The organism is Flavobacterium soyae (genome assembly GCF_021245985.1).
In the GTDB taxonomy this organism is placed as follows: Bacteria; Bacteroidota; Bacteroidia; order Flavobacteriales; family Flavobacteriaceae; genus Flavobacterium; species Flavobacterium soyae.
Window position 1 is genome coordinate 425,204 of sequence record NZ_JAJQXA010000002.1, and the last position, 25,220, is coordinate 450,423.

General features: G+C 36.3%; 14 protein-coding genes and 1 pseudogene. 3 read left to right on the forward strand and 12 right to left on the reverse strand.

Going from position 1 to position 25,220, the window contains the following annotated elements; translation table 11 throughout:
• Positions 1-86: 86 nt before the first annotated feature.
• From LUU93_RS04115 to LUU93_RS04145, 7 genes are all read right to left on the reverse strand, one after another.
• A complete protein-coding gene (locus tag LUU93_RS04115) occupies positions 87-3,140 on the reverse strand; it encodes a beta-L-arabinofuranosidase domain-containing protein (protein WP_232678596.1) in 3,054 nt (1,017 codons plus the stop codon).
• Between the two features lie 53 nt (positions 3,141-3,193).
• A complete protein-coding gene (locus LUU93_RS04120) occupies positions 3,194-5,443 on the reverse strand; it encodes a S9 family peptidase (protein WP_232678598.1) in 2,250 nt (749 codons plus the stop codon).
• A 294-nt stretch (positions 5,444-5,737) separates the two neighbouring features.
• Positions 5,738-7,153 (reverse strand): APC family permease, encoded by a 1,416-nt coding sequence (locus tag LUU93_RS04125; RefSeq protein ID WP_232678600.1) that lies wholly within the window; start codon positions 7,151-7,153, stop codon positions 5,738-5,740.
• Positions 7,154-7,403: 250 nt separating this feature from the next.
• Positions 7,404-8,639, reverse strand: coding sequence for an NAD(P)/FAD-dependent oxidoreductase (locus tag LUU93_RS04130; RefSeq protein ID WP_232678602.1), 1,236 nt, complete (start codon positions 8,637-8,639; stop codon positions 7,404-7,406).
• Positions 8,640-8,713: 74 nt separating this feature from the next.
• The gene (locus tag LUU93_RS04135; RefSeq protein ID WP_232678604.1) at positions 8,714-9,724 is read right to left on the reverse strand and encodes a 4-hydroxyproline epimerase; all 1,011 of its coding nucleotides are present in this window, start codon (positions 9,722-9,724) and stop codon (positions 8,714-8,716) included.
• Between the two features lie 3 nt (positions 9,725-9,727).
• Positions 9,728-11,296 (reverse strand): aldehyde dehydrogenase (NADP(+)), encoded by a 1,569-nt coding sequence (locus LUU93_RS04140; protein ID WP_232678606.1) that lies wholly within the window; start codon positions 11,294-11,296, stop codon positions 9,728-9,730.
• A gap of 20 nt (positions 11,297-11,316) precedes the next feature.
• Positions 11,317-12,231, reverse strand: coding sequence for a dihydrodipicolinate synthase family protein (locus LUU93_RS04145; protein WP_232678608.1), 915 nt, complete (start codon positions 12,229-12,231; stop codon positions 11,317-11,319).
• Positions 12,232-12,367: 136 nt separating this feature from the next.
• Between LUU93_RS04145 and LUU93_RS04150 the strand changes: the two genes are divergently transcribed.
• Positions 12,368-13,210 carry an AraC family transcriptional regulator gene (locus LUU93_RS04150; protein WP_232678610.1) on the forward strand — a complete coding sequence of 281 codons (843 nt, stop codon included), beginning with the start codon at positions 12,368-12,370 and terminating at the stop codon, positions 13,208-13,210.
• 516 nt (positions 13,211-13,726) lie between these two features.
• On the opposite strand, the gene LUU93_RS04155 is transcribed toward LUU93_RS04150, so the two are convergent.
• From LUU93_RS04155 to LUU93_RS04180, 5 genes and pseudogenes are all read right to left on the reverse strand, one after another.
• The gene (locus LUU93_RS04155; protein WP_232678612.1) at positions 13,727-15,328 is read right to left on the reverse strand and encodes a RagB/SusD family nutrient uptake outer membrane protein; all 1,602 of its coding nucleotides are present in this window, start codon (positions 15,326-15,328) and stop codon (positions 13,727-13,729) included.
• Between the two features lie 11 nt (positions 15,329-15,339).
• Entirely contained in the window at positions 15,340-18,339 is a 3,000-nt protein-coding gene (locus tag LUU93_RS04160; RefSeq protein WP_232678614.1) for a SusC/RagA family TonB-linked outer membrane protein, read from the reverse strand.
• 472 nt (positions 18,340-18,811) lie between these two features.
• Positions 18,812-20,171, reverse strand: a pseudogene (locus LUU93_RS21870) (IS3 family transposase).
• 164 nt (positions 20,172-20,335) lie between these two features.
• The gene (locus LUU93_RS04175; protein WP_232678619.1) at positions 20,336-22,330 is read right to left on the reverse strand and encodes a flavin monoamine oxidase family protein; all 1,995 of its coding nucleotides are present in this window, start codon (positions 22,328-22,330) and stop codon (positions 20,336-20,338) included.
• 46 nt (positions 22,331-22,376) lie between these two features.
• Positions 22,377-24,095 (reverse strand): alpha-keto acid decarboxylase family protein, encoded by a 1,719-nt coding sequence (locus LUU93_RS04180; RefSeq protein ID WP_232678621.1) that lies wholly within the window; start codon positions 24,093-24,095, stop codon positions 22,377-22,379.
• Positions 24,096-24,757: 662 nt separating this feature from the next.
• Here LUU93_RS04180 and LUU93_RS04185 point away from each other — a divergent pair.
• Positions 24,758-24,970, forward strand: a complete 213-nt coding sequence (locus LUU93_RS04185) for a hypothetical protein (RefSeq protein ID WP_232678623.1) — start codon at positions 24,758-24,760, stop codon at positions 24,968-24,970.
• A complete protein-coding gene (locus LUU93_RS04190) occupies positions 24,951-25,205 on the forward strand; it encodes a DUF2141 domain-containing protein (RefSeq protein WP_232678625.1) in 255 nt (84 codons plus the stop codon). The genes LUU93_RS04185 and LUU93_RS04190 overlap by 20 nt, the downstream gene beginning before the upstream one ends.
• The last annotated feature ends 15 nt before the right edge of the window (positions 25,206-25,220 follow it).

Below are 25,220 nucleotides of genomic sequence, written 5' to 3' on the forward strand. Positions count from 1 at the left end.
TTTTTTTGGCTTTTGCCGCTAATTACACGAATTAAATTTGCAGAAATCGTGTGATTCGCGGCAAACTTATTTTACTTTTCTATTCACTATTTCAGTGACACGTCCAGATAAACAGAATGACGTCCGTAGGTTTCATAAAAAGGTTTAAAAAGAACGCCGTCTATAATAAACTGCAGTTTTTTAGGATCTCCACTTATCGATCTGCTAATATCTTTAGCCTCTAAGGTTACTTTACGCCAGTCTTTTCTCGGTTCTGGTTCTTGGGCTGCCAGCAATACCGGGCCGTAAAATAAACTCGCAATGTTTTGCTGATCCATAACCGGTTCCAGATGAAACTCAAATGGCATGCGCAGTTCTATAATATCTCCGTTTTTCCAGCTGCGGTTCAAAGTAAGGTAACTTCCCGGCTGTACTTTTACATTTTGTTCTTTGCCATTTATGGTTACAAAAAATCCTTTTGATGCCCAGTGCGGTACACGTACCTTAATATCGAATTTTCCATTTCCTTTAATCATTAATTTGGTATTATCTTCTTTTGGAAAAGCGGTTGTCTGTTCAATCGTTATATTTTTTTCTTTCCAGTTTAAAATTGAAGGCACATACAGATTTACATAAAGTGCTTTATTATCGGCACTTTTAAAATAAATCGAATTCTGAAATTTGGTATTACTTTCGATGGCTGTACCGTTGCAGCAGGTAAAACCTGTCATGTGCGGATTCCCAAATTGTTTTACTGAGCCGGGTCTTAACGGAACATGATAGGTATTTGCCGGACTATTCTCTGCTACAGAAGCCAGAATGTGGTTATAAAGACCACGTTCGTAATAATCCATCAGCTCGGCACGCTGTTCATACAGGAACAAATCTCCGGTTAATTTAAGCATATTGTAAGTTGCACAGGTTTCATTTTGACCGCCGGATGAAAAACCGTTTTCATAAATGGTCGCCGGCTGACTGATAAAACATTCTGCATTAGCGGGATTTCTGGCCCCTGCAACGCCGCCAATACTGTACATATAATCGTTTACTGCTTTATACCAAAAATTATCGGCTATGTGGTAATAATCAGCAGAATTAGAATCACGGTACATTTCAAGCGCTCCCATAATCTGCGGAATATGCTGATTGGCATGCAGTCCGCGGAAAGTATCAACGTTTTTAGCCAGTCCGTGTGAATGTTTTGCATCACCGTAAAACACTTTTATATTGTCAAACAATTGTGCTGCTTCAAGATAATGAGGATCTTTTGTAATTCTGTACAATCTTGCCATCGCTTCATTCATACCTCCAAATTCTCCGGCAATATAGCGGTTCCACATACTGATAAGGGTTTCTTCAGGCAGTTTTTTCATACGGACATAAACCCAGTCTCCCATTCCTTTAGCTGTTTTTAGCGCTTTTTCGTTACCGCTTACTTCGTAAACATCCATTAATCCGGCAAGAATTTTATGTAAAGTATAATACGGTGCCCAAATTTGAGTTTTCTGTCCTCCATAAGCTGCCCCGTTTTCCAGCATTATAAACTGATCCGGCGGATAGGCACTAATAAATCCTTTTCCCCAGTTCCAATAATCAGTGCGGATACCTTCGGCACTCAAATCAGAATCGTAGGCTGTTTTACCTGGCCCAAATGGCACAGCAGCTGGATCTGATATATATTTCCCGCCAGTTTCCTTTGGGCTGCCTGACATTTGCGATAATTGATACAATGTATTTACCATATAGTTCATCTTATCGGCAAAATTGGCCTGAAGTGCTTTATCATAACCTGTACCAGCATACGCCTGAGCAATTGCTGTGAGATAATGTCCTGTGGCATGCCCTCGTAATTTGGTTTCCTGAGTATCCCATACACCCAGCGGCTCTGCTCCTTTTGGCTGTTCCTGTCCAAAAGCATTACGGAACATATACAGAAAAGAATCAGGATCTGTCTGTGCCAGTGTGGTGAAGAACTTATCACGGTTTTCGATAAATTTTGTATGTTCTCCGTGGTTATTATTATTTAAAGAAACCTGATCCAGACTAAAAACTTCTAATTTACGCTCCGGGTTATTTGCTTTTTTCGCCTCTTTTACAACTACAACAGCTTTAGGCTTTAAATCTGTACCCGGAACACTTCCCGTTACGATGTATTTACCTGTTTTAAGCACCTGATTATTATCTGTAGGCGAAGGCCAAATTACACGAACTTCCGGGCCAGTAATCCCGTCACGATATATGCCTTTTATAAATGCAGGAAGTCTTGGCAGATTTCCCTGTGCTGTTTCTACTTCAATATCTGAAACACTGGTCAAGTATTGATTATACAATTGCGGAGTTGTTTTAGAAAATAACGGAAGATCTGCTTTCAGGTCTTCTTCTGCTTCCTCTTCCTGACCTGCGGTTAAAGCATTATTATAAATTCTGTTAACCTGTTTGTCACTTAATGCGATTCTGTAAATTCTAAAATCGTGTAATTTGGCATTGAGATAGCTATTTTCAGACGTTAATGATTTTCCTATGTAAAGTGTATTTTTACTGCCGGAATTTTTATCAAATAACTGCTCTAATTCCAGACTTACATTTTTTGTTTCACCTGCCAATACTCCGTTTACATAAGTACTCATTGTTTTAGACGGAATATTAACCACAACGGCTATATGATTCCATTTTCCTTCTTCCAGAGCTGCAGCCTGTGTATTATATTGTTCTGTACCTTTTGTGATTTCTGTATACAAACCTTCTTTATCTTTTATGCCTATTGGGGCGAGATATAAATGTGATTTGGCATCTCTTCCAAAATCGAAAAATCGCTGGTCTTTCTGTTTAGAACGCATAAAAATCCATCCTGTAATACTTAGAGATTCTTCACCAGACAGTGCTTCGCCCGGAATCGAAACAAAAGCCTGATTATCGGCCAGCAGATACAATACTCGTCCAAACTGTTCATCATTGACAAATTTAGCTTTAGAATCTTCTATTTTTCCATGCCAGTTGTTTCGTGACCAGTCTTTTACATCACCATCAAATAAATAGCGGGCAATTAGTCCAGTCTCACCAATTCCGTCTAAAATCTGATCACCGTTTTGTGCCTGTACAGCAGTTGTACACAATGCCCAAAAACTCAGCCATGTCCAAATAAGTACTTTATATCTTTTCATAATTCAATTTTTCTCCACGATTTAAAAATCTCTATACTATTCTTTTAATGTTTTTACTTGTAAATTTCTTCCCAGGCCGGAGGTACAACACCCAGCAGATATTTTACAAAATAGTCACGGCGTTTGCGTTCTCCATAATCACCTCCGGCAGAATGTCCCATTCCCGGAACGATTACAAGCTCAAAATTTTTATTGGCTTTTATTAAGGCATTGGCAAACTGCATAGTCGAAGCCGGATCTACATTATCATCTAATTCACCCAAAATGAGCATTAAGTTTCCTTTTAGCTGTGCTGCATTTGCCGTATTGGAGCAGGCTTCATATTCAGCACCTACGGGATATCCCATCCATTGTTCATTCCACCACATTTTATCCATTCGGTTATCGTGACAGCCGCAGGAAGCTACCGCAACATCATAAAAATCTGAATTAAAAACCAGAGCTGCTCCGGCATTTTGACCTCCGGCCGATGTTCCGTGAATTCCAACCTTATCAATATTCATATATGGATATTTAGCCGCGGCGGCTTTTATCCAGAGTTTTCTATCCGGGAAACCTCCGTCTTTTAAATTTTTCCAGCATACATCGTGGAAAGCTTTAGAGCGGTTTGAAGTTCCCATTCCGTCGATCTGAACCACAATAAATCCTAATTCTGCCAAAGAAGACATTGCCCAGTAATATGGTTGAAAATTCTTTGGAACAAAGGAATCCTGCGGTCCTGCATAAATGTATTCTATAACAGGATATTTTCTATTGGGGTCAAAAGTTGTCGGGCGTACAATTACTCCCCAAATATCTGTTTTGCCATCTCTGCCTTTTGCCGTAAAAACTTCCGGTGCTGTCCAGCCCGTTTGCTGCAGTTTAGAAATATCTGCCTCCTGCAGGGGCAGGATAGTTTTTTGAGTTTCTGTACTTTTTAAAACTGTAACCGGCGCAGCATCAACTCTTGAATACTGATCTATGTAATATTTATAATCCGGGGAAAAAGTAACTTTATGATTTCCATTTTCTGTAGTTAATCTTTTAAAGTTTTTCCCATTAAAATCAATTCGGCAGAAATGAAGTAAATAAGGATCCTGACTGCTGTCTAATCCGCTGGCGGTAAAATAGATTTGTTTTTTTTCTTCATCAATTTTAATTACTTCTCTTACAGGCCAGTTCCCTTTTGTTATCTGATTTTTTACTTTACCTGTAAGGGCATCGTATAAATACAAATGATTCCATCCGTCACGCTCTGAAGCCCAAATGATTTCTCCGCTTTTTTTGCTGTTATAACGGTATCTTTTTCCACTGTATTCTACAAAAGTAAGGCTCGTTTCTTCTATAAGAACTTTAACTTTTCCTGTTGAGGCATTTACTTCTAAAACACGGTATACCTGATGCCCTCTCTGATTGTATTCAAAAGTAAAAGCACTGCTGTCGTCTTTCCATTCTATTTCTGAAAGATCGTATTGCTGCTGAAATAAATCGGTTGAAACAGGAATTTGTGTTTTTGAAGCAATAACAAATACCTGCGGACTTTTAAAAGGAAGCTGATCTCCGGGTTTTAAATAATCTCTGGTTTGTAATTTAGGCTGAAACTGATCTGACGGACTTGATTCTACAAAATAGATTTTATGCTCTTCGCCGGGTCTGACTTTATAAGCCATTATTTTTTGACTGTCCGGCGACCACTGCATATAGGAAGAATAAAAAAAACCTTTTGAACCATCATAACTTAACTGGGTTTCTGCTTTTGTCTTTTTATTTTTTATATACAGATTATAATTTTTAATAAATGCAATGTATAAGGAATCCGGCGAACCTACAGGTTTATTGCCTAATTCATCAAAATTTCCGCCCCAATAATCATCTTTTTTTAATGATTTTTTATAGTCACCAACTTTTGTCAGTTCATAAGTATTTAAATTACAGGAAAGCTTAAGTGAATCTGCCGTAAAAGTTAATGTTGATGATGTTTTATCAAATTCCAGATTTTCGACTGGCAGTTCATTTACATTTACTTCTTTTCCTATACTCTTTGACAATGACTGAGCTAATTTAGTATGGTCAAAAGCGGGAGTTTGTTTCTGCTGTTTAACATCGGCCAAAAGAAATTCTTTCCCTTTCCCGATGTTATTACTATACCAGACATAGTCATTCCCAATCCAATGAAATTCATTAGGAGCATTAAATACTTTGTTCTTAAATAAAGAATCTACCGCATTTGCTCTTTTGTAGTCTTTCAGTGTACCCTGAGCCTGACTGATCAAACACCATCCAAGTGTTAAAAATACACTTATTTTTTTGCCAGTTGTCTTCATAATTTAAATATGAATAAAAATATATAATATTTATTGAGTTAGCTGGGTTAATATTAACATATACTAATATTATATTATCCCTGGAAATTATAATGTGAAGAATAATTTGTTATTAAATACTAATAACCGGACCGTACATCGTTTTTGACTGCATTTTTAGGGATAAATGAAAATTTTTGGATGCGTGAATCGTAGAGGACACATCACTTAGAGACGCACCTCACATTTATTGATATACCGGACGTTAGACGCACTGCTGTGCGTCTCTACATGGTACGTCACAATATATAATTATTAATTCGGGTCCTTCTCTTTAATAAAATAATAAATTGGAATTCCCATTAACATAATTAAAACGCCCCAGCCGCAGGTTGAGAATTTGGTGAACAATAACGAAACACAAACCGCTGATGCAATCAGGATATATAAAAAGGGTAAAAATGGATATCCAATTGCTTTATAAGGACGAACGGTATCCGGCTGTTTTTTTCGAAGAATGATAATTCCGAAAATCGTGAGGATGTAAAAAATAAGCACGATGATAATTACAAAGTCTAATAAATCACCGTATTTACCGGTGAAACATAATACAGAAGCCCATAAACATTGTGCCCAAAGTGCCCATGCCGGAACACTTTGATGGTTTAGTCTGGCTGCTTTTTTAAAAAACAAACCGTCATTTGCCATCGTATAATATACTCTGGCTCCCGCCATGATTAATCCGTTATTGCAGGCAAAGGTTGAAATCATAATCATAAGTGCAATAATGAGCGTTCCGATATTTCCAAAAATATACTGTGAAGCCACTACTGCTACTCTGTCTGATTTTGCTGCGGCGATTTCGCTTAACGGAATAACTGCTACATACATCAGGTTGGTTAATACATAAATGATTGTTACAATCAGGGTTCCTAAAAACATACTTAACCCTACATTACGTTTAGGATTCTTAATTTCTCCCGCAATAAAAGTTACTCCGGTCCAGGAATCACTGGAAAACAAGGTTCCAACCATTGCTGCTGAAATACCCGAAATTAAAGCTGTAGTTCCAATCGGCATCCACGACGCAGTTTCGAGATTAAAAGAATGCGGCGTCCAGGCATTATGCCAGTTGGCATTCCATACAGAAGCTTTGGCCGCTAATGTGAACCCAAAGATGATTAATCCTGAAATGGACAGAATCTTTATAATCGTTAGGATTGTCTGTAGAATTTTGCTGTTTTTTACACCGCGCGTATTTAAATAGGTTAGAAAAAAAATGGTAACGATCGAAACGATCTGGGCTACATTAAGTTTAAAATTTCCTATTTCATACAGTATATTTTCGTCACTTACTGCAGGAATAATGTAGGCTGTAAATTTTGAAAAAGCCACACCAACAGCAGCAATGGTTCCGGTTTGAATGACTGCAAAAAAACTCCAGCCATACAGGAATGCTATTAATTTATTATAGGCTTCTTTTAAGTATACATACTGACCGCCTGCATTAGGAAACATGGCACTTAATTCGCCATAACTTACAGCAGCGATCATGGTAATAATTCCGGAAATGAGCCATATTAAAATAAGCCATCCCGTAGATCCTACCTGTCTGGCGATATCGGCACTGACAATAAATATTCCCGACCCAATCATGGAACCTACCACAAGCATGGTTCCGTCGAGAAGTCCTAATTCTTTTTTAAATTCTTCATGGTTCTGGTCTTTCATTTTTTGGTTTGTTTGGTTGTTTTTTGGTTGATTTTGATCAGGATTACAAAAGAATAATTGAAATTCGAAATAGGTTTTATATCTTGAATTTAGTTGTGAGTTTGGTTATTATTTCATTTGTAATCAATAGTTTTAAGACTGAAAATTTTGGCAGACAATAAATTTAATTCGTGTAAATTCGTGTAATTCGCGGCAGCTTAATTTGACAGCAAAAAAAATCAGCTTCTTGATAAAAATGAAGCTGATTTTGTTAGAGCTGAAACATCTGCGTATTTACAGAAGCTGGTTTCTCAGCAATAATCTCTGATACTATTTTTCCTGTTGCCGGAGCCAGGCTTAATCCCATCATGGCGTGACCTGTTACTACTGTCAGGTTTTTAAGTTTTTTATCTCTGGCTATTATCGGCATTCCTGACGGTGTGCAAGGTCTGAATCCAAACCAGGTATCTTCTTCTTTTGGCATTTCAATTTTTAACTCCGGATAGAAGTCATTAATTGAATTTACAATTCCCTGCAGTCTGTTCTGATTAATTTTGATGTCGTTGGTATGGGTAATTTCCATTGTTCCTCCAAAACGAATATCGGTATTCATAGGGGTTACAGCTACTTTTCCTTCGCATAAAATAGACGGAATCGTCGGTTTATGTTCCTGATCTTTTAAGGTAAAACTATATCCTTTTCCCGGCAGGATCGAGATATTTATATTAAGTTTTCTGGCAATATACGGACTCCACGATCCGGCAGCCAAAACAACCTCATCTGTAGTAAAAGTGCCTTTATCTGTTATAATTTCAGCGACTTTGTTATTCTTTAAAACAAAATCGTTAACGGACGTATTCTGTTCAATTTTTACATTCATCCTGTTTAATTCATCTTTTATAAACTGCATGAATTTCTGCGGATAAATATGGGCATCGCTTTTATAATGAACCCCTCCTATTACATCTGTTACAGTTCCTTTTTCCAGCTGGGAAACTTCTGCTTTAGAAAGAAAATCAACCTGAAGCCCTAATCTTTCAGCTAGTATCCCTTCATGTTCAATTTCTATACCTGTTTTATCAGTTTTAAACAACATTAAAAGCCCTTTTTCTTCATAAAAAAAAGAGCTGTTCTGCCTGGCAAAATCCTGATATAGTTCTTTGCTCAAAAGCGACAAATCCCGAAGTGCGGGCATTGCTTTTTCGACATGTTTATAATTGGCATGTTTATAAAACTGAAGTCCCCATTTCATTAAATCTAAATTTAAGCGGGGTTTAACATAAAACGGACTATGACTATCAAACATCCATTTTATGCCTTGGGCAATCATTCCGGGTTGTGCCAGCGGAATTATATGAGAAGGGACAATCATTCCGGCGTTACCATATGAACAGCCGTCATTCATATCTGATTTATCAAAAACTACTACTTCATATCCTTCTTTGGCTAAATAATAAGCTGAACACAATCCTATTATACCTCCGCCTATTATACTTACTTTTTTCATTAATATTATAAATTTAAAAATTCATTGGTCCAGGATTTTTGTAAACCAATGAATTTTTGATCGTACTCTTTTTTCTAAATTACCTGAAATCCAAAAGCATAGGGATCATCATCTTCATCAATGATGATGTTGTTATAACCGTACACTTTTGCCCAGCCCTGAATGCTTGGTACAATGGCTTTGATATCGCCTATTGAAGTTTCTTCTTCTACTTTGCCAATAAATTTGCTTCCTATAAAGCTTTCATGGATATATTGTTCTCCTTTTTTTAGTTTTCCTTTTGCATGCAGCTGCGCTATTCTTGCCGAAGTTCCGGTTCCGCATGGTGAACGGTCAATTGCTTTATCTCCGTAAAAAACGGCATTTCGCCCTGATGAAGCGGGATCAATTGGATCACCCGTCCATAACATATGGCTTACATCACGAATCGTATCATTTTCGGGATGAATGAAGAGATTGGGATATTTCTTATTGATGCTTTTGCGGACTTCCTGACTGTACTGCACAATTTTTCCTGCTGTAAAATCCTGAATGCCTGAAAAATGCTGCTGCGGATCGACAATCGCATAATAATTCCCGCCATACGCTACATCAAACACTATTTCGCCTAATTCAGGACAGTCAACCGTCAGGCCTTCGGCAGCCAGATATGATTTTACGTTGGTTAAACGTACCCAGTCGACTTTTTTCCCGGTCTGCTGATATTCTATCTGCACTAAACCTGCCGGGGCTTCCATTTTTATTTTTCCGGGAATTTTTGGTACTATCAATCCTTCTTCTATAGCAATGGTTATGGTTCCAATGGTTCCGTGGCCGCACATAGGGAGACAGCCTGATGTTTCGATAAACAGGATTCCGAAATCATTTTCAGGATTGCTTGGCGGGTATAAAATGCTGCCGCTCATCATGTCATGACCTCTGGGTTCAAACATAAGTCCTTTTCGAATCCAGTCGTATTCTTTTAAAAAGTGCTGGCGTTTTTCACTCATATTGTTTCCAACGAGGTTTGGACCGCCTCCGGCTACTACTCTTACAGGATTTCCGCAGGTATGTGCATCAACGCAAAAAAATGTTTTTTTTGGCATAAACTAAATAGGATTCTGGGTTAATATATCGTTTACTGTTCTGTTAATACGTAACGGATTTTTATCCTGCAGTGCCTCCGGCAGCAATTGATCCGGCCAGTCCTGAAATGTTACGGGACGCACCCATCTTTTTACTGCTGTTAATCCTACTGATGTAAATTTGCTGTCTGAACTGGCAGGAAACGGACCTCCGTGTGTCATTCCTGAGCAGACCTCAACCCCTGTCGGGACATTATTAAATATTAAACGCCCTACTTTATTTTTAAGATTTTCGATTACTTCTTTAAAATCTTCCCATTCCTGTAAGTCTGAGTTTAAAACGGTTCCTGTAAGCTGACCTTCCAGATCCTGAATAATTTCGTTGAGCTGTTTTATATCCCTGCATTTAACCAAAACTGAAAATGGACCAAAAACTTCCTTATGGAATGTTTTGTTTTTTAAAAAAGTATCTCCATCTACAGCTATAATATTTTGTACGGCATAATTTGGTTTTACCTCTTTTTGTAAAGTGGTCTGCTGTGTATATCCTTCTTGTTCAAGAACTTCTGATTTAAGATTTTCATATTGGTTTTTGATTGCCGGATGAAGCATACACGATGGCTCTAACAAATCTGTCTCTCTTGCTAAAATAGAGAAAAAATGGTTTAATTCCTCACTGTCGATCCCTAAAATAAGCCCCGGATTGGTACAAAATTGTCCTGTACCTGCAGTAATGGATGCTGCATAATTTTTTGCCCATTTTTCACTGTCTGTTTTTAAGGCTGAAGGTAAGGCCAAAACAGGGTTTATACTTCCCATCTCGGCGTAAACCGGAATTGGTAATGGTCTGCCGGCTGCAATTTTACAAAGTGCCGTTCCTCCTTTTATACTTCCTGTAAAACCAACTGCTTTTACAGACGGATGTTCTACTAAGGTTTTTCCAACTTCGATTCCGCTGCTGTTAAGGTTTGAAAAAACGCCATTTGGCATTCCGGTTCGTTTAGCGGCTTTTATAATGGCAGAAGCTACTAATTCACCTGTTCCGGCATGAAGCGGATGTGATTTTACAATTACAGGGCAGCCAGCTGCTAATGCACTTGCTGTATCACCTCCGGCGGTAGAAAAAGCGAGCGGAAAATTACTGGCTCCAAATACAACGACAGGTCCTATTGGAATCTGCAATCGGCGGATGTCTGGTTTTCCTTCAGTTTTGTTGATAATGGCTTCGACCCAGGAACCTTCCCGAAGCATTGCTGCAAAAGCTTTTAACTGTCCTGTTGTTCTGGCACGTTCTCCATTTGCCCTGCCAGCCGGAAGCCCTGATTCCTGAATATAGGTTGTTAACAGTTCTTCGCCTAATGCTTCTATTTCTTCGGCAATAGCATCTAGAAAATCAGCTTTTTCAGCGTCTGCTGTTTTACTGTAAGTTTTGAATGCTTCTTCGGCTAAAAGTACGGCCTGATTTATTTCGTCTTCTGCAGCTTCATAAAAAACGGTTTCATTTTCTATATTGAGCTCCGGATTTATGGTTTTAAATGTCTTTTTGCCTTTTGCGGAAAGCACGTCTCCAATATAGTTTTTTCCTGTAGTCATCGCTTTCTTTTCAAGTTTACTTAAATAGTTTTGTATTCTGGTAAAACGGGTCTGTTTTTCATTGCAAGATCAATAATAGACAAAACACGTTCTCTTTCAGTTCCCTGTAAAGGAAGTCTTGGTGCTCTTACATTTTCTGTCCCCAGTCCGGTTGCTACTTCTGCAAGTTTTATGTTTTGTACCAATTGCGGGGAAATGTCCAGTTCTAATAATGGCATAAACCATCTGTAAATGTCTACGGCTTCATTCACTCTGCCGGCTTTTACTAATTTGTAAATGGCTACAGTTTCTGCCGGATAGGCTACTACTAAACCTGCTACCCATCCATCGGCTCCAGTTACTAAACTTTCGAGGGCTAATGTATCAACGCCGCAAAGCACTTTTAAGCGGTTTCCAAAACGGTTTCTTATTCTTACCACATTGCTGATATCACGAGTAGATTCTTTTACAGCCTGAATATTTTCGAGTTTTAAAAGTTCTTCAAACATATCCAGCGTTACCTCTATTTTGTAATCAACCGGATTATTGTAAATCATAATAGGTAATGAAGTACTTTTTGCAATCTCTTTAAAATACACTACTGTCTCGTGATCTGTTGCTTTATAGCGCATTGGCGGCAGTAACATTAAACCATTTACACCCAATTCTTCAGCTCGTTTTGCTAAAGTTACTGCTTCGCTTGTTGTCTGCTCTGCAATATTTACGATAACCGGAATTTTTCCCTCCGCTATTCTTAAAGTGGTATTTATTAAAACTTCTTTTTCTTCCTTAGTTAAGGTACTGGCTTCACCAAGGGTTCCGCCTAATATAATTCCATTAACTCCGGCATCAATCTGCGCTTTAATATTTTTCTCGAACATTACGAGGTCCAGTTGACCTTCTGCTGTAAACTTAGTCGTTACAGCTGGCATTACGCCTTCCCAGTTTATCTTCATATCTTAATTTTTATCAAAAATAAAACTTAAACAAAAAGGCGTCTTTGTCATTATTAACCTATATCAGGACTATATTACCACATCTATTGTATAATCTGATTTTTTTGATAATATTTACATATCCAAAAAACAAACCTTGAAAATCTTACCCTTTAAAATACCAAAAACCGAGAGAGAAGCTCTTATCTATCAGGAAGATATTGAGCGCGTTTTTTACGATCAGCTGCATCAGCATGAAGAAATTCAGATCAGCTATATTGTAAAAGGTTCCGGTACACTGATCGTTGGGGATTCTATTAATGATTATAAGGAGGGGGATATATTGGTAATTGGTGAAAATCTGCCTCATGTTTTTAGAAGTAATGTTGAAGCAAGCCCGGAGTCTATAATGCTGACTTTATTTTTTACGAAAACTTCTTTTGGAAAAGATTTTTTCAGCCTGAATGATATGAGCAGTGTCGAGGATTTTTTTAAGGAATCAGAGTATGGGGTGAAAATCCTGTCGAATCAAAAGAAAATTACACATCATTTTGCCAAGCTAAAAAAGCAGAATAAAATACAGCGCATTGCTTCTTTCCTAAAAATTATAAACATTATTATTTCTTCAGAGAAAACACCTCTTTCTTCTTTTGTTTACAGGAAAAAATATACTGATGATGAAGGAAGACGAATGAGTGCTGTTTTTGAATATGCGGTTGAGTTTTACCATCAGAATATTACTCTGGAAGAAGTTGCGGATAAAGCAAATATGAGTAAAAATGCTTTTTGCCGTTATTTTAAAAAGCGTACCAATAAAACGTTTTTTCAGTTTTTGATTGAAATCAGAATTGAAAATGCTTGTAAACTGCTGCACAATAAAAAGGACCTCTCTATTTCGTCTATATCTGAACTCTGCGGATTTCAGGATATAGCTAATTTCAACAGAAAATTTAAGGAGTTAAAAGGTATATCGCCATCTCATTATCGTGCGCAGTTTTAATTTATTGATCTATTTTTTTTTCACGCAGATTTAGAATTTTTTATTGAATTGCCTCCTGCTTTAGCTGGAGGTACCTATGATTGTATTTAAAAAAGGCTTTAGCAAAAAAAAGTTTTGGCTAAAGCCTTTCTAGTTGACCTTATTTTTCCTCCAGCTAAAGCAGGAGGCAATTAAAAAAACTTTGTGTCCCTCCAGCTAAAGCAGGAGGTAATTAAAAAAACTTTGCGTCTTTACGAGATTAAAAATTTTCAAAAACAGCTAAATACTGCATTTTAATTTCTCTGTTTGCTATTTTATCTGTTGTTTTACAAGAGATTGATATTTGGCAGATCATCAAAACCAGACTAATCTTTATTGCTTTTAGCAGTACTTTATATACCATATCATTATTTTTTAAAATTTAGAAAAAATGAAAAGCCATCCCCGTTATTATCAGGGATAGCTTTTCCAACACTTACAAGTAACCAACTTGCAACCTTATATTTTCACTCAAAAACGATTTTCTATATTCATTTTTTAATTATATCCTTCATTTTGGGTTAAATTGTGGTTCGAATCCATTTGACTTTGCGGAATTGGAAACACAATTCTAAATTCACCATTTGGTTTATGCGAAAACCATGATTTTTTAGTGTATACCCCAAATCTTATCAAATCTTGTTTTCTATGATGTTCTCCCACAAATTCCCATGCTAATTCATCAAGGAAACCGCCGTATTGAATATCACTTCCGCCTTCAAGGTTTGTAATCTGTCCGTTTGCATAGGCACCGTACTTGTAAACACTTCCTCCTAATAATTTTGCTCCCGAAACGGCCGCTTTATCAGGGTCTGTTCTTTTAAATGCTCTTTGTCTGATCTCTGTTACTATGGATGCGGCTCCTGCTGCGTTTCCTGTTCGTAATAAACATTCTGCCTTAATCATTAAAGCATCTGTATATCTGTAAAAAGGTACATCATTTGCACTTCCGCCAACTGTTCCTGAACCAATTTCATATTTTACAAAACGATATCCTTCATTGTATTCTGTTCCGTTTACATCAGACATATAATTGATATAGTTTAATTGCTGGCCGCTTTCTAAAATTAAAGGCTCTCCTGATTTTGTAAATTGTAAACCTCCCAGCCAGGAATCTTTTAAACGCTGGTCATCTACGTCGTAAGTATCAATAAACTGAGGAATTCCACCGCTCCCGCCCCAAGGCGTTCCTGATAATTCAAATGTACTCTGACTTGCGGCATATAAGGTTTTATAAGGATAATAAGAGCCTCCTGCAAATTTATCATCAAACGGAATCGAAAATATCTCTTCGACTGATCCTTCATTTTTGATTACAAACGGATCTGAATAATTAGACGCTAAACTAAATTTACCGCTGTCAATGATATCATTTACCTGACTTAAAGCCTGTGTCCATTTTGCAGTTCCCTGATATACTTCAGAGTTCAGGTATAGTTTGGCCAGTGTCATTTTTGCGGCCCATTTTGTTACTCTTCCGTAAGTGGCCTGTGTATTGGCTTCACTTAAGGTAGGTATTGTTTCCAGTAATTCTTTTTCGATAAAATCATAAACTTCTTTATCTGTATTCTGCGTTGGCAAATAACCCGCAGGCAGATCATAAGTGGTTACTAACGGAACTCTTCTAAAATTATCATACAGTAAATAATAATAAGTGGCTCTTAAAGCTCTGAGTTCATTGATATAAACTTGTTTGTTTTCAATTCCCTCTAAATTTTCAATCTGGTAAATAGCTCTGTTGGCACTGTTTATACCGGCATAAGCGTTGAACCATAAACCATCAATATGTCCTAAAGTTGGTCCCCAGGTATGCAGGTGCATGGTGATGTATAAATCTCCCCAGCCAATTCCGTTTCTAAAAGGTGTTACGATTAAATCTGAAGACTCTTCGTAAAGATCAAAAAGTCCGTTCCATCCCCAATATACGTCTCTGAATTTACTAAATGCAGGAGCTATAATATTGGTTAAATCTTCTGCAGTAAGCTGTGTTTTTTCTGCTGAAATATCACTGTATATCGTTTCATCCAGATCTGTACATGCGGCACATGAAAGCAATACAGACAATAGTGCTATTTTATATTTTTTGTTTAACTTTTTCATAATACTGCTTATTAAAAGGTTATATTAATTCCTAGTGTAAAGGTGCGGCTTGACGGATATTTGTCACGTCCGTCGTTTCCTGATGATAAGATTTCGTCAGAATTTCTTATGATCTCAGGATCAATTCCTTTATAGCCTGTAATTGTAGCCAGATTTGATCCTGACGCATATATTCTTGCCGAGCTGATAAATTTTAAGCTTTTAAGGTCGAAAGTATAGCCTAAAGTAACATTGTCAAGTTTAACGTAATCGCCATCTTCTATATAATAACTCACATAGGTCTGAGAATAATTAAGCTGCGTTTTTCCATACACTTTATCATGCGCAGAAGTCAGCATATTATAGTTAATAGTTGGATTTTCATAAAACATACGCTGGAAGTTTAAGATTTGAAAATCGTATGCTCCATTTAGGATTACTCCTAAATCAAAATTCTTGTATCTGAACGTATTGGTCCATCCTGTATAATAAGCCGGAATACCGTTTCCTAAGTATTGTTTGTTTTCGTCATTGTATAAATCAGGCGTTAGTGTTTTTCTTGTACCGTCTTTCGTTTCAATAATCCATTTCCCGTCATCTGTAATATCAACTGATTTTAATCCCCAGAAATTTCCTATTGACTGCCCGACTTCTAATCGATGCGTTGAAAACGAAATTGGATCTCCCGCATCTCCAACATTAATAAAGTTTCCTTCTATCTCATATAAATCATTTGATAAACTTGTCAGCTTATTTTTGTTGTGAGAAAAGGTCATTGTCGATGTCCATTCAAAATCTTTGGTTCTTACCGGCACTATGTTCAACAGTACCTCAATTCCTTTGTTTTCCATTTTCCCAACATTTGCGGTGATACTTGGATATAAATATGGAGGTGTTGGAACACTGTAATTCCATAACATATCTTTTGTTTTTTTGTTATAAACATCAACACTTCCGCTTAGTCTGCTGTTAAAGAATGAAAAATCGACCCCAAGGTTCAGCTCCTGTGTTTTTTCCCAGCGCAAATCAGGATTTGGATTACTTGCGGGCTCTAATCCCTGAACCCATTCTCCGTTATTATAAAAATATCCTTCATATTTATATAATGTCTGCGATAAATAAGAGTCACTCGGAATTATACCTGTTTCTCCGTATCCTGCACGAAATTTCAAATTATTAATAAAACTAAGATTTTTTAAAAATGATTCGTTACTGATTGTCCATCCGGCAGATACAGAAGGAAAAGTTCCCCATTTGTAGTTTGTTCCAAATTTAGACGAGCCTTCTCTTCTCACACTGGCAAGTAAATGGTATTTATTATCATAACCGTAACTTGCTCTTCCAAAAAAACCTACTAACGTATTGTCGTTTTTATAACTGCCCATTCCGGCAAGTCCGTCTTTTAGTGCTTTACCTGCTCCTAAATTATAATATGAATAAGCATCTGTCGGGAAATCAAAGTTATTTGCCCAGAATCCTTCATTAGAATTGTACTGATAACTATATCCTCCTAAAACACTAAAATTATGGTTCCCTAATGTTTTAGCATATCTGGAAGTAAACTCTAAGTTATCAGTCTGGCTCTCACTTGATCCCCTTGAAGCAAATCCGTTTCGTCCCTGATTGGTATTTGAATAATGCTTTTTACTTTCAGAATAACCAGTAAAACTAGTATTTCTTTGTGTTGCCAGTAAAAGCTTGTTTTCCCATCCCGGTAAAAGATTCAGTGTGATTGTAGAGCTTAATCGGGTCCAGTCATTTTCGATTATTCCATCAGCTTCTTCAATCATAGCTACCGGATTTGAATATTGAAATCTGTCAGTCTGTGTCCAGGTTCCATCATCATTCTGAGGTCTGTCTGTAGGATTTCTGATTAGCGCCTGTCTGTAAATGTTACTGTTAAAAGATCTTCCATCACCCAGTGCACCCATTTTTTGTCTTCCGCTTAATAAGTTTAAGTTGATCTTCAATAAATTATCAAACATAGAATGGTTTCCGTCAAATGATACCCTGAACTCATCATTGTACGATTTTTTAAAAGTTCCTTCCTGTGTAATGTAATTTATATTGGCTACATAATTAGACTTTGCATTTCCGCCTTTTAATCCCAGGTTATTATTTAGGGTAACACCTGTTCTTGAAATCTGGTCTAACCAGTCTGTTGTATATCCCTCATCTTTAAAAGGCATTTTAACACCGTCGGCTAATAATTGCCTCATTTCTGCGGCATTTATAAAATCGGCTTTTCGGCTAAAATTAGATAAGGCGGTGTATTGATTAAAAGTCAGCGTTGTTTCTATATCCTTATCAACTGTTTTGGTAGTAATCAGGATAACTCCATTTGCTCCTCTGGTTCCGTAAATAGCTGCCGCTGATGCATCCTTAAGCACATCAATTGAGGCAATTTCTTCAGGAGCTACACTGTTTAAACTCCCCGGAATTCCATTGATCAAAACAAGCGGAGAAGTTCCTCCCTGTAAAGATGATATTCCACGTAAAGAAACAGAAGGACTTGCAGAAGGATCTCCTGATCCGTTTGAGATGCTTAAACCGGCAACTTTTCCTTTTATTAATTCAGAAGCGTCGCGAACAGCACCCTGAGTAAAGTCTTTAGCTTTTACAGTTGCTACCGCACTGGTTACTTCACCTCTTTTTTGAGTTCCGTATCCAATTAAAACAACTTCAGATAATTCATTTACATCTGATTCTAAAACAACATTCAGAACCTTTTTGCCGTCTAGTTTTATTTCTTTTGTTTTAAGTCCTAAATAAGAAAAAACTAAAATGGCATTATTTCCTTTAGTAACTATTTCAAAGTTTCCGTCGAAATCACTTGCTGCAGCATTAGTTGTATTTTTCTCTAAAACTGATACTCCAGGAAGAGGAAGATTATTGGTGTCAGTGATTTTTCCGCTGATTCTCTGCTGAGAAAAAGAGTTAAAAACAACAAACAAAAATAAAATTGTAAACAGCATTTTGTCTCTGTAACAAGATGCTGCAATACCTTTTAAAGCATGGTTGGCTGGTTTCATAATTTTACAATATTGGTTAGTGTATTATTAACACTTGTAAAATTATGTTAAATGTGAGCTATCAAAAATGCTTATATTACCACATGCTAATACTATATTATCCGTTTTTTGCACTAAACCATTCTTATTAACTAAAATGTGTTTATTTTCTCAATAAACAACAAATAATTTTAGCACATACATAATTTTTAACTCAAATTAAGAATATTAAATTAATAGACTGCTCTTTTAAATTGTGGATTAATAATAAGCATAAAAAATTGCTGTCATTGACTGTCATGCATAAAAAGATACAATAATGGTACTAAATGACAGGTTATGTATTTTTCAAATTAAAAAAAGAGGCTGTCTCAAAAGTAAAATCAAGCTGTTGAGAATCGCGTAAATGGAAAATTTCTCCGATAGGTATCCGAATAAAAAAGAGGTTGTCTCGACTTTTAGACTGCACCCAAAAGTTTAGACAAATTTATAATTAAGTTTTACAATAATGAGCTCGATATTGTATCGGGCTCATTGCTTTTAGATTAAGTTTTATTCTGTCATTATTATAATAATTAATATACTCAATAATCTCCTGTTTTAATTGACCAATGGAACTGTATTTTTTAAGATAAAACAGCTCTGATTTTAATGTTCCAAAGAAGTTTTCAATAATGGCATTGTCAAGACAATTTCCTTTTCTGGACATACTTTGTTTAATTCCTTTTTCTTTTAATAAGTATTGGTACTGTTTCATTTGATACTGCCATCCTTGATCAGAGTGCAGCGTTAAATTAGTATTATTGGGTATTTTCTTAAATGCTTTTTCAAGCATCACAGCTACTTGGTTAAATACGGGTCTTTCAGCCAGTTCATAGCTAATTATTTCTCCATTAAACAAATCAATTATTGGTGATAAATATAATTTTTTTCCTGAGACGTTAAATTCAGTTATATCGGTTGCCCATTTTTGATTAGGTACTGATGCTTTAAAGTTTCTGCTCAGAATATTTGGGGCAATCCTGCCTTGTTCTCCTTTATAGGATTTATATTTTTTAACTCTGATAAGACTTTTTAATCCCAACGATTTCATTAGTCTTAAAACTGTTTTATGATTGATGATTATCCCTTGAAGGTTTAACTCACTAGTGATCCTCCTGTATCCGTAACGTCCCTTATGCTTATAATAAATTGATTTTATAAGTTCTTTTACTTTTTTGTATTTATCAGCTGTTTTACTCTGTTTTTGATAATAATAAAAACTGCTGCGCGCCACATTACTACAATTTAAAAGTAATTTTAAATCATAGCGATGCCTTAATTCCATTATGACTTGCGATTTTTGGCTTTTTCTTCGGCTTGAATTAAGGCTTGTAACTTTTTTAGAAAATCAATTTCACAGCGTAATGCTTCATTCTCTAACAGAAGTTCTTCTTCCCTGGTTAAAGGTTTTTTGGATTTACTTTTTTATCTTTAGAATCACTCATAGATTTTGGCCTCCCTTTTGGTTTTAGTTTTAATCCTTCTAAACCAAAATTAGCAAAATCTTTTTTCCATTTAATGATAATTGAATCCGAAGGAATGTTAAATCGTAAACGAGCTTCTCTTAAAGATAACGAATCCCTATAAATTGACTTTAAAACCTTTAATTTAAAATCAATCGGATAAACCCGATTTTTTCGTAATAATAAACCTGCCCTTCCATATTCCCTGTAAAAACTGACCCATTTGCGTATATTAGATTTGCTGGTTCCTTTCTCGTTAGATACTAATGCAAATGAATAATGTTTAACAACTACTAATTCTACACATTCAAGTTTGAATTCATAACTGTGCTTGACTTTTCTTTCCATAAAAATGCCCCCAAATAGCGTCTAACTTTTTGGGGGCAGTGCAACTTTTGAGACAGCCTCTTTTTTTTCCCCTCCTTACTGCTTCCTTATTTTAATTATTCCAGCAGTTTTCAATTTACATCTAAAATGAGGAAAAATAATTTGTTGTATTTGATTAAAGTAAATTATTCCGGACTGATAAATGGATAGTATTTTTCGTCAATAATAGGTTCGATACCGAAGAAATCATTCAAAACAGATTCGGCAGTACAAAATGCACCTTCTACCCAGGCCTGATCGTTTGAATATGTTTCTCCAACGATAAAAATTTCGCAATCTGTTTTTGGTACAAGCTGTGAAGGTTTTCTAATTTTTCTTTGTACATCACCCAAATTATAATGCGATTTATAGGCATGATACCCTGCATTGAAAGGGGGAAGTGACCAATCCATGTATCTCGTTTCCAAAGGTTCAGGCACATACGAATAATCAGCCTGTGGCCCAAAATGCAATGACGCTAATTGTGAGCGAAGCATTTTTACCATTACGGGAGTAGCTTCTCTTGGCCCTTCGAGCGGCTGTAAATCTCTTGATTCAGGAATTTTACGTGTTGCATCTGGCCCAAGTTCTAATGCTTTCCAGAATGTTGCGTATAGAATATCATCATAACTGGCCAAAATACCGTATACTTTTTTTCCTTTTCCGTCTCTGGCATTATCACCAAAATAAACTACTTGTCGGATAGGCATATCTGTTATACTTGGCCCAATAGTATCTAATTCGGCTACGATCGAAATTTGTTTTTCTTGTTTAAAAGTCAAACGTTCCTCGACTGCGTTTTCTACAGCAGCAATAAAACTTGCCCTATCGTTAAACGAATTACTAATTATAACTGGATTTTTTGCCGATTCTATTTTTTTAAGATAGTTAGAAGGAAAACCCTCTTTTCTTAATTTCTCAATTCCTTCTTGTGTTAAGAAATAACTTGTTAGTTTAGCAGGATAAGTTGGGCTTCCGGCTTCGGTTGTTCTCCACCAGGGTGTATCGAAAAACATACCTATTTTGTATGAAGGCTCCATTAATACAGACTCTAAATACAACTGTACTTTTTCATGATTTAATACATCCATTCCTTCCTCATCACTGTATCTGGTTGCCTGTGCTACTAATTCAATGGCTGCTCTTGGCATAGCAAGAAATGCTGCATCACATTTTTTTCTTTCTGCAAGTGCATCTGGATCTTTGCGTGTTGCAGTTGTAAAATTCACTCCTGATTTGGTGTGCAAAATAGAACGCAGCCTAACATTTGGATAATAATTTAGAGTGATTCCTTTTTCTTTTGCTAATTTTTCAACTTCTTCAAATAAGCTGTCAAATAAGCTGGAATATCCTTTTATTAAAGTTTTATATTCTGTTCCCGGAAGAAACTCATCATTGACATTAAATGACTGGGCGCTATTGCTGTTTACAACGTTTGAACTATAACCATTACCATCAGATAAATAACTAAATCCTTCTTGTCCAAGCATATCATAGCCCAGGTTCCAATATCCAATTTCTTTTAACAAGTCTCCTTTTTGAAAGATCGAACTATCAGGCATGTCAATATTGATTCTTCCTTCTTCATAAAATCTGCACCACTCTCTTCGGGTTGTTGGCCCGGATGTTTGCGTGATCGCTACAGATTGTATAGTTGTAAAACCATCATCTGGCGGGGCATCCTGAGCATAATTGTTTGCGAAATACGGCGCTGGCTGGTTAGAATTGATATCTGAGATATACATGTTTTTAGAACGCAAAGACATTAAAGGATCTGCTGACTCATTAAACGGAATTGAATCTTTCTTTAAATCAAGTTCTTCTATCGTTTTAGTCACTAAACGATGTCCCGGTCCCTGAGGAGTGCCATCCCAATATAAATATCTCATACCGCCCAATTCCAGGTACGAATTGTCTTTGTTGTCTTTATAATGCCATGTACAAACACGTGCGCCCGGTTCTCTTGTTCCCGGATTTTTTTTAGAAAAATCGTATTTTCCCCAGTCGTAGAGTTCTAATACATCGCCCTTAACGAGCATTTTTTGGTTTTTTTCGTTTTTAGATTTTCCATCAAGTAATCTCCACGCAGTATAAAGTCCTGCAGCACCTGCTCCAAAAATAGAGTATGTTTTTTTGCTCATGATAGTATGCTTTTAGATTTTTTAGTCGTTTTATAGATAATCATTTTTATTCATTTCCCAGTCTTGCCATTTGTTGTGCCAGATCTTTTTGAGGAATCACAATTTCTACCAAGGTTGGCAGATTTGTTTTTTTCTTAAGTTTTAGCAGTACTTCGTCTAACTCAGTAACTGTTTCAGCGCGGTAGCTGTTTGCTCCAAATGCTTTGGCAAGTGCCTGATAATCCCATTTTGGAAGAATATCAAATTCGTCAAATTTATGAGATGGGCCTGCCTTAAACGAGTCCATGTCTACATATACTTGCTCAATTGCGTATACTCCATTGCTCATTACAAAAATTACGGAATTGATGTTGTATTTTACAAGGGTCGAAAGTGATTGTGCAATCATCATAAAACCGCCGTCACCGGCTACAGTCCAGACTTGTTTACCACTCCCAAGCTGAGCTCCAGAAGCTGCACCAGTTTCAAAACCAATACACTGCCAGGCAGCCGAAGAAATATATGCGTTTTGAGATAATCCGTAAATATTGGTAGCTACGTACATTGATGAACTTACACCAAAAGTCATTACAATATCGTCCATCATTTTTTGCTTTTGCAGAAATAATGCTGCATGCTCAAAAAAACGGTTAAATGTTATTACTTCCGGAGTTTTATCATATTTAGGATCTGAGTTGGATCGCCATGGTTCCGGGAATTTTGGCTGAGCAGGAGCTACTGTTTTTAAAGGATATCCCGAAGCTTTTTTAAAACGTTCTGTTAAGGCTTCGATGAAATCTTTTAAAGTTACATTCGAATAGGTAAAATAACCAACCCTTGTTTCCTGAGTAGTAATCTGAATCATATCCGAAAATTTATTTTCTACCAGCCATAAATAATCATCGGTAATAATAGTTCCTAAAGATAAAATACAGTCTGAAGCTTCGACCACTTTTATAACTTCTGGTATTGAGGCCTGATCAGAATAGGTACCTATAAATTTATCGCCTTTCTCATCCAGCACCGTTTTTCCAAGTGAAGTTGTAGTGTACAACATTCCGCTTGCTTTAATAAGTTCTTCTAATTGCTTAGTTAACTTATGTCGTAAAAGCTCTACACCTGCAAAAATTATAGGTGTTTTGGCCTGACTAATTTGGGTCCAGGCCTGAGAAACAGCATTTTCAAGTGCTGCTGCTTCACTCTTTATTATTTCGGCCTCCAGTTTTTTATTAGAAGGTTTAGGGCAAGGTTCGCCCCACACCTCTTTATAGCATGCTATGTACACAGGTCGCTGGTGTGTAAGTGCTGCGATAAGTAATTTATCGATTTTTTCAGGTGCACCTGCAGAAGTACTCAGGGTCTCGGCAGCAACAGTTACTCTTTCATAAACTTCCTGATCTGCGTTAAGATTACCTGTAGAGTGATGGTAAAGAACATTGTACATACTCCCAATTTGCCTTGCATCGGCTCCGGGCGTGGCACTAATTACAACAACAGGGCTGCGTTCTACATAAGCTCCTGCAATAGCATTTAGTGCACTAAAAGTACTTACGCCGTATTGTAAAGATACGGCAGCTAAACCTCTGGTACGTGCGTAAGCGTCTGCCGCATAAGACGCGTCCAATTCGTTTGAAGTTCCAATGGTTTCAATTCCATCAAAATCTTCCAGAGCTTGTGTAAAATGTTTTACATAATCGCCCGGAATCTGAAAAACTTCGGTAACATTTAATTGTTTGAGCCGGGTAAGCAGATAATCTGCAACTGTAAATTCTTTTGTAGGTTTCATTTTTTGCTATTCTAAATTAGGAGTTATAATATCTGGAATTACTATTGCTGCTTGTTGAGCCTGATATGAATATGTTTGCTGTTGTAAACCGTTTAAATTTTCTATTTTGTTATGTTTTTTCAGGTTAGTTACGTTCGTTTATTAAAGTGATTTCAGGGACACACTTTACTTACGCTTCTTATATCATTTCTGTAATAAAATTAGTATGCCGCCATAGTTCAAATTAAAAAAAAGGCACGAGTGCGGGATTTTTATCCATGAGAGGTCAAAATAAAAGCATAAGATCATTTCTCTGCATTTTGAAGTATTCATTTTATTGAAATACACTTCGTCTGAACAACAACACAACAACCTGAAAAACAAATAATTAACAACAAAAAAAACAAAGTAAAACCACATTATTTCAAAATGATATAAAAACAAAAAAACCGCAATAACAATGGGTTTCAGTGTGAAGATTATGGATTATATATACAAAAAACAGATTAAGCAATAACAATCCTTTTCTTAAAATAATTTTCCTGTTATTGATTGCCTATTTAAGACGTCTTTTTACTTTATGTAACGGTTCACCCGCAAAATTGTCCGTTTGACTTTATTTTTTATGACTCTTAAAAAACTGCCTTATTACTTTCGCAGAGCAATATCCTAAAATTCAAATAATGATTCAAATTAAAATCCCTCAAACAGGCTGGCTTACAATCTTAATAGTCATTTTATCTCTTACCAATACTTATGGACAAAATACCAATGTTAAAATTTCTGGTATCCGCTCTGAAAAAGGACAAATTATATTAAATGTATTTAAAAACAGTGAAGATTATGAACAGGAAAAAGTTTTCAAAAAATTAGTCTTTGAAAAAAAAAGCAGTTGATAACGGTTCTATAATGATTAATTGTGATATCGAACCCGGTGTTTACGGTATTACTCTTATTGATGATGAAAATAAAAATGGGGAACTCAATAAAAATTTGATTGGGATACCTAAAGAAGGTTTTGGTTTCTCGAATTTTTTCATGGAAAAAATGAAAAAACCAGTCTTTGATGACTTTAAGATCACTATAAAAAACCCGAACAGCAAAATCACCATTAAGGTAAAATATATGTAATTGGATAAAAACAAA